Origin of the sequence: Mammaliicoccus fleurettii, from assembly GCF_002018435.1 — a bacterium.
In the GTDB taxonomy this organism is placed as follows: Bacteria; Bacillota; Bacilli; order Staphylococcales; family Staphylococcaceae; genus Mammaliicoccus; species Mammaliicoccus fleurettii.
Genome location: NZ_MWJM01000005.1, coordinates 109,183 through 122,392, shown reverse-complemented (window position 1 = coordinate 122,392; position 13,210 = coordinate 109,183). Strand labels below are relative to the sequence as shown.

The following is a 13,210-nucleotide window of genomic DNA, read 5'->3' as shown; positions in this document are numbered from 1 at the left end:
CCGCTTTTTCTCATTAACCATTAAGTATTCTATCAGTCCTATAACTAAATTGCAAACTAAAAACGAACATTAGTTATGAGTGTTTTTTTACATTTTGTAATCACATCACAATGTCTAATAAACGCCTTAACCATAGTAATTAAAAGGTTTTAAACCAAAATCACTAACTATAAAAACACAAACATAAAGAAATAATAGTGTCTTTACACAAAACAAAAGACGTACATTATAATAGAAAGTTCTATAAATGTACGTCTTTATGCCTAAAAACTTTTTTATTCAAATTCCATTCCTGCATGTTGATAATCGATATCTGTGAATTTGTTGTATTGTTTCATGAAATGCAGTTTAACTGTGCCGGTTGGACCGTTACGTTGTTTAGCAATGATAATTTCTATTTCACCATTATCATCTTGTGCACCAGCATCAACTGCTTCACCATCTTCGTCTTCTCCGCCTCTTGAATAATAATCATCTCTATACAAGAAGGCAACAATATCAGCATCTTGCTCAATAGAACCTGATTCACGAATATCACTCATCATCGGTCTCTTATCTTGTCTTTGCTCAACGCCACGAGATAACTGACTTAATGCGATAACTGGACACTCTAATTCCCTTGCTATTGCTTTAAGCATACGAGATATTTCAGATACTTCTTGTTGTCTGTTATCTGAACTTCGTGAACCGCTACCTTGAATTAACTGTAGGTAGTCAATCACAATCATATCTAATCCATGCTCTTGTTTCAGTCTACGACATTTTGCACGAATATCCGTTATACGAATACCTGGTGTATCATCAATAAATATTTTTGTACGAGACAGTTTACCTACTGCAACTGTAAATCTGCTCCAGTCTTCTTCTGTCATTGAACCTGTACGCAATCTATTTGAATCAACATTACCCGTACTACAAATCATACGTGTTGCCAGCTGATCTGCACCCATTTCGAGCGAGAAGATTCCAACAGAGTATAAATCTTGATGTGTTGCTACTTGTTGAGCAATATTTAATGCGAAGGCAGTCTTACCGACAGAAGGACGTGCCGCAATAATAATTAAATCATTGCGGTTAAATCCTGCTGTCATTTGGTCTAAATCTCTATATCCTGTTGGTATTCCTGGCGTTTGACCACTGTTTTGGTCTAGTTGCTCAGCATTATCAAATACTATACTTAAGACATCTTTTATGTCTTTGAATCCTTCTGTACCTCTTGAAGCAGAAATCTCTAATATTCTTTTTTCTGCGTCACCTAGCAACGATTCTAAATCAAGCTCTGGATTATACCCATCTTCAGCGATACTATCTGCTACACGAATCAATTGACGTTTCACTGCATGTTTAAATACTATATCTATGTAGAAATGAATATTTCTAGTTGTTGGGACATTGTTTGCTAATTCAGCTAAGTATGCTGGGCCACCCGCTTCTTCTAACAAAGATTCAGCTGCTAACTCATCCATCAGTGTTACCGAATCAATTTCTTTATTCTGCTCACTTAACATCAACATTGCTCTAAAAATATGTTGGTGATTTGCACGATAGAAAGCTTCAGGTATTAATGTTTCACCTGTTGAGTTAATCAGTTCAGGATCAATCAAGATTGCACCGATAACAGATTGTTCAGCCTCTATACTATGGGGCATTTGTTTCGCATTCATCATATTATCCATACCATCCATACTGATTACTCCTTTCCGTTTTTAATATTTTTTATTATAACGCATTAAAATAGGTCGGTAAATCAAATACCGACCATTTTAATGGATTACTTAAGCTTCAACAACGTGTACTTTTAAAGTTCCAGAAACTTTATTATGAAGTTTAATAGGAACATTTGTATAACCTAAACTATGAATGCCATTAGGTAAGTCCATTTTGCGTTTATCTACTTTAATTTGGTGTTGTTTTTCTAATGCTTGTGTAATTTGTTTAGTACTTACTGAACCAAACAATTTACCACCTTCACCTGTTTTAGCAGAAATTTCAACTTCTAATTCTTTTAATTTTTCTGCAAGTGCTTTTGCATCATCTATTTCTTGTTGTTTCAACTCTTCTTGGCGTTTATTTTGTTGTTCTAATTGTTTCATATTACCTGGAGTTGCTTCAACAGCAAAATTATTTTTTATTAAGTAATTTTGACCATAACCTACTGGTACGTCTTTTACTTCGCCTTTTTTACCTTTACCTTTAACGTCTTGTGTGAAAATAACTTTCATTATTCTTCCACTCCTTTTTCGTCTGATTCAACAACCTTAATTAATTCTTCGATTGCTTTCTCTACTGATGTATTTTTAATTTGTGTTGCGCATTTGATAAATGACCGCCTCCACCTAATGCTTCCATTGTTAATTGTACATTCACTTCACCTAACGAGCGTGCGGAAATACCAATTGTATCTTCAGATCGTCTTGCTACTACATAAGATGCTTCCACACCTTCTAAGCCTAGCAACTCATCTGCAGCCTGTGCAACTGTAACAGGGTGATAAGTTTGATGATCTTCTCCATGAGCAATTGCGACACCATTGCGTAACAGTTTAACTGTCTTAATTAAATCCGAACGTTTAATGTACGTATCTATATCATCCTTTAAGAAATGCTGACAAAGAATTGTATCTGCGCCATGACTTCTTAAAAAGCTCGCTGCATCAAATGTTCGTGATCCTGTTCTTAACGTAAAGTTACGTGTATCGACAATAATACCTGCTAACATGATGGTTGATTCTATTCTCGTTAAACGATGTTCTGTTGGTTGATATTCTAGCAATTCTGTTACAAGTTCAGCAGTTGAACTTGCGTAAGGCTCCATATAAACAAGTAGCGGACTAGATATAATGCTTTCTCCTCGACGATGATGGTCGATCACTACTTTTCTATTTGCTTTATTCAACAAGTTCTCATCTATTACTAGTTCAGGTTTATGCGTGTCTACAACTACTAGCGTTGTACGTGGTGTCATTTCATGCCATGCTTCTTCTGAAGTAATAAATCTTTCCTTAAGGTCAGGCTTCTCGTCTATTTCAGTCATAACACGTTCTAATGTACTATCAATATCAGAGTCATTCAACACAATATAAGACTCTAAATTATTCATTTTGGCTATACGAGAAACACCGATTGCTGCACCGATTGCATCCATATCAGGTGATTTATGACCCATAATAATAACCTTGTCACCTTCAATTAAGATATCTCTTAATGCATGTGAAATAACACGGGCACGGACTCTTGTTCTTTTTTCCATTGGGTCTGTTTTACCACCATAAAATCTCACATTACCATTACTATTCTTAATTGCAACTTGGTCTCCACCACGTCCGAGCGCTAAGTCTAAACTTGATTGTGATAGCTCACCTAATTCAATTAAGTTCTCACTACCTTCACCAATACCGATACTCAATGTTAACTGGTGTCCAATTTCTCTTGTTCTATCTCTTAAGTCATCTAATAAATTGAACTTCAATGTTTCAATATCTTCTAGAATGCTGTTATTTAATAATGCTATAAATTGATCAGAACTATATCGTTTAATAAATAGTTGATAACGTGATGACCAATCGTCTATAACACGTGTAATGATACTATTGACTTCAGAACGTTGAGAATCATTCATGTTCTGAGTAATTTCGTCATAATTATCTAAGAAAATTGTCGCTATGATCGGTTTTTCATTTTCATATAATTCATATACATGTGAAGACTCTGTTATATCAAACAGATAAATAGCTTTTTCATCTTCAGTATATGTAACTTTATATTTATAAGAACCTTCTTCAATCTCTACTTCATGTGTGTTTTCTAATCTTTTTAAAATATTTGGAAAAACTTCATTAATTGGTTCGTCTAAAACATCTCGTTCTATACGTTTATTTATAAAATTATTAATCCATTCGATATGATCTTTTTTATCTAATAGTATTACACCTATTGGTAAGTCACTGACAGCACTCGTTTTACTTTTAGTAATTCTTCCGGCTAAACTCCCAATATATAAATCTAATTTTAAGAAGCTCTTTCTAATAAAAAATATGCTCACTGCAATTAGAATTACTGTAACAACCGTCGAAATAATCGCCCAATATATAGAATTAAAAAAACTGAATACAAGTATCACTAAAGCTAATATCATCATAATTATGTACGGAAATATTAGGGCTTTCTTAACTGATTGACGGTTCATAAACTCACCTCAATTTACTTTTTTATGCGTTGTTTTAAATTAAACCAAATATCCATCAATCCAAATAAGTACGCAAATGGTTTAAACACAAATGCCAATACAAATATCAAAACTCCCACAACAACAGGTAGTTTTTTCACTTTTACAAATAAATGGAACAACGATAATGCTTGAATAAATATAACCCATTCTAACACAAATTGTAAGTTAGTGACTATGCCATACATCACAACATTTTCTTTCGTTACAAACAAACTTATCAGCACGGTTATCACAAATACAAAAGCTACACTTCTATTAATTTGCCACATAAATAATGGTCTAAATACTGGTGTCGCTACTTTGAATTTTCTTAGTATAGGGAATGTCACAAGTAAATTAACAAATACTAATAAAAATACCCATAATACTATATACCCAGGAATACTTGCTTGTAATATTTCTAATGAAGTTTGTAATGTTTCTTCAATTTCAGTCGTTAAATTTCCACCCATTTCAAAGTAAGAAATTAAAACATCATGATACTGACTGAAAAACTTGCTTGTTAAAGGTAGGTTTCCCGTAATTTGTAAAATTAATACACTACCTATTGTTAAAATACTCATAAACGTTGTCACTAAGTATAGAATACGTTCTTTTGATGTACGTTCAACGAGCAATTGACCTATGAAAACACTCATAAATATCATAAGCGTCATGACTGTTAATAAAAATACATTATTAAATAATACGGTCGCACATAAGGTCACGACGACTGTCACAAAAAATGACGGTTTAGATCGATACCAGAGTATTGTTCCGGGTATCGTAATGAACGGTAATATAATAATCGCTAAATATGGTACAAGACTCATGACAATCACACTAAGCACAAGTACTAATGTTGCAATAATTGTCGCTTTTATATCGACTTTAAAAGACAAATTTTTCACTTCCCAATCTAATTTAAACATCTTTCTCTATTTTACAGATTTTTAACGCTTAAAACAACGTACGTGACTTTTCAGATGATATTAACGCGCTTTAAATTTATGTAATTTTAAGAAGTGATATACGTAAGGTGCCCAATCTCCAAAGTTTAATAGAAATCCATCATGGCCAACATTGTCTGGTACGAAGAAATGTCTATGATATTTAAAGAATCTACCTAAAGCTCTAACTTGATCATCTGGATACAATAAATCATCAGCGAACCCTAAAGTTAATACTTTCGTTTCGAGTTGTTGTAACCTTTCTTCGACATCATCACGACCTTTAAATATGTCATGACTATCTAATACATCTAACAATGTTAAATAACAATCTTTATTGAAGACATCTTTAAATTTATTACCTTGATATTTTTGGTAACTCACTACATCATCCGCTGAAAATCTCGATTCATAATCTTTACTTGAACGGTAAGTTAAGAAGCCTATCTGTCTTGCGATACTTAAGCCATCTTGTCCATTCATATTTATAACTTGTCTAGCAATCTCATTAAACGCTCTACTATATGATGAAGTCTTCTCTGTAGCTGCTAATATAACTGCTTTTTTAACTTCAATAGATCCGTCATAAAGCATTTCTAAAGTTTGCATTCCACCTAGAGAACCACCAATTAATACATCTATTTTTTCGTAGCCAAAATGTTTTAACGCTAAAATATTTGCTTTAGAAATATCTCTCATAGACAATCTCTCAGGAAAGTCGGGCGTATTCAATTTAGAGCTTGAACCATAAGGGCTACCAATCACATTGAATGTTATAAACTGATAATCATTGATTGAAAGATAACCACCATCAATAATTTCTCTCCACCAACCTGGATTTTCATCATCTCCATAAGTAAGATGATTCCCTGTTAAAGCATGACAAACAACAACTAAAGGCTGTCCTTTGTGACCTACATATTCATATTGAAGCTTTAAATTATCTATCACTTCACCAGATTCTGTTTCGAAATGTCCTAGTTCAACTAAACCTGTGTCTCGAGAAATAAGCATATTAGAACCTCCTTGTTATTAAATAGAAAGACTTCTTACTCGTTAAAGAAGTAAGAAGTCCTCATCATCCTTATTATGCGAGTAAACTCGTTGGTAGTAGCACCGTATCTTAAACGACCGGTTGCTGAAGTGTCATCGGGCCAAATCCCTTAACTTCTCTGAATAAGCTTTGCTATATAATTTATATTAAGAATACTAGAAAAGTGCATTTCTTTCAATAAGTTAACGAATGAAATTAAAAGACTAATCGAACAATCGCCATGATGAACATTCCTGCTATAACTGATATCGTTAAACTTCTAGAAATTAAAGCTATCATCAATGTTGGAATGGCAACGAAAATACTTTCGTAGTTGAATGTGAACCCAGAATGACCTTCTTGATTTAACATACCTTCAACAATCAATGCTGTAAATAAACATACAGGCACATATTGCAGCCATTTAATCACACTTTTAGGAAATTCAACCTTTGATAAAAATGCAAAGGGCGATACCCTTATAACCCACGTTAAAATAAAACAACCCAAAATAATAAGCATTAAATACATTGAAATACTCATTTATCAAACACCACCCCTGCGACTGAAGCAATGATCGTCGCTAAAATAATAGATAAATAAGTCGGCATAAAACATGTAAGAATTATCATACAAATGGTTGTTAAGACAATTAAAAATATATAAAAGAAAACTTTGGTTTTATGTATTGTTTCAAACTGTGCGACGAGTAAAAATATAAACATCGCTGTTAAAGCGTAATCTAAACCAAAAGCTTCAGGCTTCGGAATCAAGTTTCCTACTAAACCACCTATTATTGAAGTCAATATCCACAATAAATAAGCAGAAATATTTAAACCGTGCATCCACGTAGCATTTAAAGCTTTTTCTTTAGCATATTTTGTTATTGCAACACCAAATGATTCGTCGGTCACGAGTGTTCCTATACCGATATTAGACCAAAATCCATTACCTTTAAACGCTGGGACTAACGCTAAACTTTGAAGAAACATTCTAGAATTAACAAAGAATACAGTTAATAAAATAGCTGATATAGGAGATTGAATTGCAACTAACGCACAAATAATAAATTGAGCCGCACCTGCATATACAAAGATAGATAACAAAGCAATTTCTAAAATAGATAAGCCTGATGAAACACCTACAATTCCAAATGCTAATGCAACACTAAAATATCCAAGCATCGTAGGTATACAATCTTTAACACCTTGAAGAAATAAAGTTTTATTCGTCATACTAGAACTGGTCAATTGCCTACCTCCAAACTACATAACGCCAATCAGGTTAGTCTAACGTTTGTCTAACCTCAGTCTGACTTATCTCTTTTTTTATTTTTAAATATGTCTTATTTTTATCATACATACCACACTTTAGCAATAAGACCTGATTGTATATTAAATCAATTTTCATAACCTTTCTTGCCTAAAAAAAGGCACCTGAGGAAAAAATATGAGTGAGAAACTACAGAACCGTACCCTACCCTAGGCAAGCATGCACGTACAAAATCGTAAGATTTTATAAAAATAGATATTATTAATGATTTTGTATAGTGCGGACGCCTGAGGGAATAGTATGTGTGAGAGACTACAGGCTCGAGCCATACCCCTAGGCAAGCATGCACATACAAAATCGTAAGATTTTATAAAAACAGATTATTAGTAACGATTTTGTATAGTGCGGACGCCTGAGGGAATAGTATGTGTGAGAGACTACAGGCTCGAGCCATACCCTAGGCAAGCATGCACTTTACAAAATCGTAAGTTTGTATAAAAAATAAGCATATCACTGTAACCTATATAAAATCAGTTACGTGATATGCTTATTTATTTTGAGTTAGGATTCATGTCCTAAACTCTCTAATCATTAAATAATCTATTTTAAATTATTCGCTTAAACCGAATTCTGCACTTGCTTCGAATTTAACTTCTCTACCGATCATTACGCCACCAGTTTCTAGTGCTTGGTTAAATGATACGCCATATTTTTCACGATCAATTTTACCGTTAACTACGAAACCTGTAACTGTTTCACCGTTTAATGGGTTTTTACTAACGCCATTGAAGTCAACATCGAATGTTTCTTCATGAGTTGTACCAGCCATTGTTAAATCACCAGTGATTGAATCTTCACTAATAGATTTTGTTTCAAACGTAATGTTTGGATTATCATCTGCACTGAAGAAATCTGCTGATTTTAAGTGTGCGTCACGGTCAGGATTTTTAGTGTTAATTGAGTTTGATTTAATTGTTACTGTTGCTTTTAATGATGAAAGATCATTTATATCTCCTGATACTGCTACATCATAATCTTCAAAAGTACCTTTTACGCGAGATACCATTAAATGTTTTACTGTAAATTCTAAACTACTGTGTGCTTTGTCAAAATTGAAATTAGTCATGTGTCAAAACTCCCTTTATTTATATTGTATACTTAGTATATCAGGTATAAAAAGTATATTCAAGCATTAAATCTAAAAAAAGGTAACCAATATATGATTACCCTTTTTCAAAGTTTTAATTCAATTATAATTCAATTATTTTTTGTCCGCCCATAAATGGTACTAATGCTTCAGGGACAGTGATTGATCCATCTTCATTTTGATAATTTTCAACGATTGCTGCAAATGTACGACCAACTGCTAAACCACTACCATTTAATGTGTGTACATATTCAGGTTTCGCATCTTTATCACGTTTAAATCTAATATTTGATCTTCTTGCTTGGAAATCAGTCATATTTGAACATGAGCTAATTTCTTTGTAATCATTGTAGCTTGGTAACCATACTTCTATATCGTATGTTTTAGTACTTCCAAAGCCTATATCACCTGTACATAGATTAACTGTTCTATATGGTAATTCTAACGTTTTAAGGATATTCTCAGCATGCTCTGTAAGCTCTTCTAATGCTTTAAATGAATCTTCAGGTCTTTCATATCTTACCATCTCTACCTTATTAAACTGATGTAATCTAATTAAGCCTCTTGTATCTCTACCAGCTGAACCTGCTTCACTTCTGAAACATGCTGACTGCCCTGTAAATTTAATAGGGAATTGTTCATTTTGTAGTACTTCATTACGATAGAAATTCGTTAACGGTACTTCTGCTGTAGGAATTGTATATAATCCTTCTTTTTCAACTTTGAATAAATCTTCTTCAAATTTAGGTAGTTGACCAGTTCCAAACATAGAATCAGCATTTACAAGTTGTGGCACCATCATTTCAGTATAACCATGTTGTGTTGTATGCATCGTTACCATGAAATTCATAAGTGCTCTTTCAAGTTGTGCACCTTTACCAGTTAAAAATACGAAACGTGCACCAGAGACTTTAGCAGCTCTTTCGAAATCTGCCATTTTCAAGCTTTCAACTAAATCCCAATGTGCTTTAGATTCGAAATCAAATGTTCTAGGTGTACCCCATTTACGAACTTCTACATTGTCATTTTCATCTTTACCAACTGGTGTTTCGTCACTAATTAAATTAGGGATTCTAACTAATTTATAAGTAACATCATCATTTAATTGATTTAAAGTTTGATCTATTTCTTTAATTTGGTCTCCAACTTGACGCATTTCTAAAATAACATCATCCGCATTTTCTTTATTACGTTTTTTCTGAGCGATTTCTCCACTTACTTTATTACGACGAGATTTAAGTTCTTCTGTTTGAGCAATTAACTCACGACGTTTTTTATCAAGTTCTAGAATTTCATCGATGACTTTTGGGTCATCACCTCTTTTTGCTACTTTGTCTTTAACGAATTCTGGTTCAGATCTAATTAACCTAATGTCTAACATAATATTTCCTCCCTCTTATTCCAATATTGTTTAAGAAAAAAAGCACCACGTTCCTTGTTATTACACAAGGGACGTGGTGCTTACGCGTTGCCACCCTATTTAACAGTCACTAAGACTGCACTCTAAGTCATATAACGGTTTAAACCGATTGTTATTCTTAAAAGGATAGATTCATTTAAGTTTCATGTCTTGTTTCCACCAACCACAAGCTCTCTTTACATTACGTCTTAAATTACTTATTCCTAAACAATATGGATATTAAATTAACCTAAATATATCAAATCGACATCACATTTTCAAGATATACTTATGATTCAGTTAATAAGCCTGTATTTTCGTACACTTTTTTACCATTGATAATAACGGTTTGAGCATGATTAACTCCGTAATGATAAGGTAAATATTCATGGTTTGGAATATCCCAAACGACAACATCAGCTTGATCGCCTTTTTCAAGAGTTCCTGCATCAGCATCTATTGCTTTAGAAGCATTCACTGTAACAGCATTCCATATTTCATTAGGCGTAAGCTTTAATTTTAAAGCAGCAATACTCATCACTAGTTGAAGGTTATCTGTTACACAACTACCCGGATTGAAGTCTGTCGCAATTGCAATTGCACCATTTTGATCAATCATCCCTCTAGCATCTGCATATTGATCTTTGCCTAAATAGAATGTTGTACCAGGTAATAATACAGCAACTGTATTACTATCTTTTAAAGCAGCTTTATCTTCTTCACTTGAAGCAACAAGATGGTCTGCTGAAATTGCACCTTCATCAATTGCTAGTCCTAATCCACCAAGAGGATCAATTTCATCAGCATGGATTTTAACTTTTAATCCTTTTTCTTTTGCTGCTTTCATATAACTTCTTGATTCTTCAATTGTGAATACACCAGTTTCACAGAATATATCTGCAAAATCAGCTTTATCTTTCACATCATCTAATAAATCTATCATTTCTTGTAAAAATGTAGCATTATCTTTAGCATCTTTAGGAACTGCGTGTGGTCCGAGGAAAGTGTGTTTCATTCTGATAGGTGTATCTTTATCCAATTGATGCGCAACATTTAATTGTTTTAATTCGGTTTCTTTATCCAATCCATAACCGCTTTTAGCTTCAACTGTCGTTGTGCCAAATTGGATCATTCTAACAATTTCTTTTTTAGATTTATTGTAAAGTTCTTCTTCAGTTGATTTGCGCGTTGATTCAACTGTACTTAAAATACCGCCACCTTGTTTCAATATATCTAAGTAACTCACACCTTGTTGTTTAAGCGCCATTTCATGCTCTCTAGACCCACCGAACACTAAATGTGTATGTGCATCTATTAAACCTGGAGAGACAACTTTGTTTGAAGCATCTATTACTTCTTTTGCTTCATATTCTTCAGAATGCTCCCCTGCATATATAACTTTGCCATCTTTAACAGCTACAGTACCATTTTTAATTACTGTTAATTCGTTTAATTCTTTACCTTTAAGAGGTCGGTCAGTCTTTTTTGGTAAAATTAATTCGCCTATGTTTTGAATTAAAATATCATTCATTGTTATCTTTCTCCTTTAACATTGGAATATCTACATTTTTTTCTTTTGCAGTATCGATTGCAATGTCATAACCTGCATCTGCATGTCTTACTACACCCATACCCGGATCTGTTGTTAATACTCTTCCTAGACGTCTATCAGCACGTTCACTACCATCTGCTACAACTACCATACCAGCATGTAATGAATAACCCATACCTACGCCACCACCATGGTGAACTGAAATCCAAGAGCCACCTGCCGCAGTATTAACAAGTGCATTTAATATTGCCCAGTCACCTACAGCGTCTGATCCGTCTTTCATTGATTCTGTTTCTCTGTTTGGAGATGCTACAGATCCAGAATCTAAGTGGTCACGACCAATTACAATTGGAGCTGAAATTTCACCATTTCTAACAAGTTCATTTAAAGCTAAGCCCATTTTTGCACGTTCTCCATATCCTAACCATGCAATTCTAGAAGGTAACCCTTGGAATGCGATTTTTTCAGCTGCCATGTCTAACCAACGCATTAATTTTTCATCTTCTGGGAATAACTCTCTCATTAGTTGATCTGCTCTTTCAATATCTTTTGGATCTCCACTTAATGCTGCAAATCTAAATGGACCTTTACCTTCACAGAACAATGGACGAATATAAGCAGGTACAAATCCTGGGAAGTCAAAAGCATTTTCTAAACCTTCATCAAATGCTACTTGTCGGATATTATTTCCATAGTCAAAAGCTACTGAACCTTTTTCTTGGAATTTCAACATTGCATCGACATGTTTTTTCATAGATGCTGAAGATAATTTAACGTATTTTTTAGGATCACTTTCTCGTAATTTGTCCGCTTCTTCTAATGAATAACCTTCTGGAACATATCCATTTAAAGGATCATGTGCTGAAGTTTGGTCTGTTACGATATCAATCTTAAATCCTCTATTTAAGATTTCATGATGTACTTCAGCTGCATTACCTACTAAACCTATTGCAAGTGGTTTGCCTGCTTTTTTAGCTTCTTCAGCTTTTTCTAAAGCTTCATCTAAAGATTCCGTAATAATATCACAGTATCTAGTCTCAATTCTCTTTTCGATTCTTGAAGGATCGACGTCTACACCAATTACTACCCCTTCATTCATTGTTACTGCTAATGGTTGAGCACCGCCCATTCCACCTAATCCAGCAGTTAAAGTGATTGTACCTTTTAATGAACCACCAAAATGTTGATTTGCAAGTTCTGCAAATGTTTCAAAAGTACCTTGAACGATACCTTGAGAACCGATATAAATCCAACTACCTGCAGTCATTTGACCATACATCATAAGCCCTTTTTTATCTAATTCATGGAAATGTTCCCAATTTGCCCATTTAGGTACAAGTACAGAGTTTGATAATAATACTCTTGGTGCTTCTTCATGAGTTTTGAATACAGCTACTGGCTTACCTGATTGTACAAGCATTGTTTCATCGCTTTCTAATCTTCTTAACGTTTCAACAATCGCATCAAAGCTTTCCCAGTTACGAGCCGCTTTACCAATACCACCATACACAACTAATTTCTCTGGGTGTTCTGCCACTTCAGGATCAAGGTTGTTATATAACATTCTAAGTACCGCTTCTTGTTCCCAACCTTTACATTCAATTTCTAAACCTTTTTTAGCTTTAATTTCTCTAGACATTTGTCATTTCCC

General features: G+C 33.8%; 10 protein-coding genes, 1 pseudogene, 1 riboswitch and 1 other annotated feature. All 11 genes and pseudogenes read right to left on the bottom strand.

Going from position 1 to position 13,210, the window contains the following annotated elements; translation table 11 throughout:
- Nucleotides 1-275: 275 nt before the first annotated feature.
- Entirely contained in the window at nucleotides 276-1,676 is a 1,401-nt protein-coding gene (gene dnaB / locus B2G86_RS05895; protein ID WP_198931322.1) for a replicative DNA helicase, read from the bottom strand.
- A gap of 99 nt (nucleotides 1,677-1,775) precedes the next feature.
- Nucleotides 1,776-2,222, bottom strand: a complete 447-nt coding sequence (gene rplI, locus B2G86_RS05890; protein WP_078357207.1) for a 50S ribosomal protein L9 — start codon at nucleotides 2,220-2,222, stop codon at nucleotides 1,776-1,778.
- Nucleotides 2,222-4,185 (bottom strand): annotated as a pseudogene (locus B2G86_RS05885) (DHH family phosphoesterase). The gene rplI and the pseudogene B2G86_RS05885 overlap by 1 nt, the downstream one beginning before the upstream one ends.
- Nucleotides 4,186-4,199: 14 nt before the next feature.
- A complete protein-coding gene (locus B2G86_RS05880; protein WP_241837736.1) occupies nucleotides 4,200-5,117 on the bottom strand; it encodes a DUF2232 domain-containing protein in 918 nt (305 codons plus the stop codon).
- A gap of 81 nt (nucleotides 5,118-5,198) precedes the next feature.
- Nucleotides 5,199-6,170 carry a homoserine O-acetyltransferase MetX gene (metX, locus tag B2G86_RS05875; protein WP_078357205.1) on the bottom strand — a complete coding sequence of 324 codons (972 nt, stop codon included), beginning with the start codon at nucleotides 6,168-6,170 and terminating at the stop codon, nucleotides 5,199-5,201.
- A gap of 67 nt (nucleotides 6,171-6,237) precedes the next feature.
- A riboswitch (SAM riboswitch) is annotated at nucleotides 6,238-6,339 on the bottom strand.
- Nucleotides 6,340-6,405: 66 nt separating this feature from the next.
- The gene (locus tag B2G86_RS05870; RefSeq protein WP_078357204.1) at nucleotides 6,406-6,732 is read right to left on the bottom strand and encodes an AzlD domain-containing protein; all 327 of its coding nucleotides are present in this window, start codon (nucleotides 6,730-6,732) and stop codon (nucleotides 6,406-6,408) included.
- On the bottom strand, nucleotides 6,729-7,424 hold the full coding sequence (locus B2G86_RS05865) for an AzlC family ABC transporter permease (protein ID WP_078357203.1): 696 nt from the start codon (nucleotides 7,422-7,424) through the stop codon (nucleotides 6,729-6,731). Before B2G86_RS05865 ends, B2G86_RS05870 begins: the two co-directional genes overlap by 4 nt.
- A gap of 647 nt (nucleotides 7,425-8,071) precedes the next feature.
- On the bottom strand, nucleotides 8,072-8,587 hold the full coding sequence (locus B2G86_RS05860; RefSeq protein WP_078357202.1) for a YceI family protein: 516 nt from the start codon (nucleotides 8,585-8,587) through the stop codon (nucleotides 8,072-8,074).
- 124 nt (nucleotides 8,588-8,711) lie between these two features.
- A complete protein-coding gene (gene serS / locus B2G86_RS05855) occupies nucleotides 8,712-9,989 on the bottom strand; it encodes a serine--tRNA ligase (protein WP_078357201.1) in 1,278 nt (425 codons plus the stop codon).
- A gap of 64 nt (nucleotides 9,990-10,053) precedes the next feature.
- Nucleotides 10,054-10,248: a binding site (T-box leader), on the bottom strand.
- 48 nt (nucleotides 10,249-10,296) lie between these two features.
- Nucleotides 10,297-11,538 (bottom strand): imidazolonepropionase, encoded by a 1,242-nt coding sequence (hutI, locus tag B2G86_RS05850; RefSeq protein ID WP_078357200.1) that lies wholly within the window; start codon nucleotides 11,536-11,538, stop codon nucleotides 10,297-10,299.
- Nucleotides 11,531-13,198, bottom strand: a complete 1,668-nt coding sequence (gene hutU, locus B2G86_RS05845) for a urocanate hydratase (protein ID WP_078357199.1) — start codon at nucleotides 13,196-13,198, stop codon at nucleotides 11,531-11,533. The genes hutI and hutU overlap by 8 nt, the downstream gene beginning before the upstream one ends.
- Between the last annotated feature and the right edge of the window lie 12 nt (nucleotides 13,199-13,210).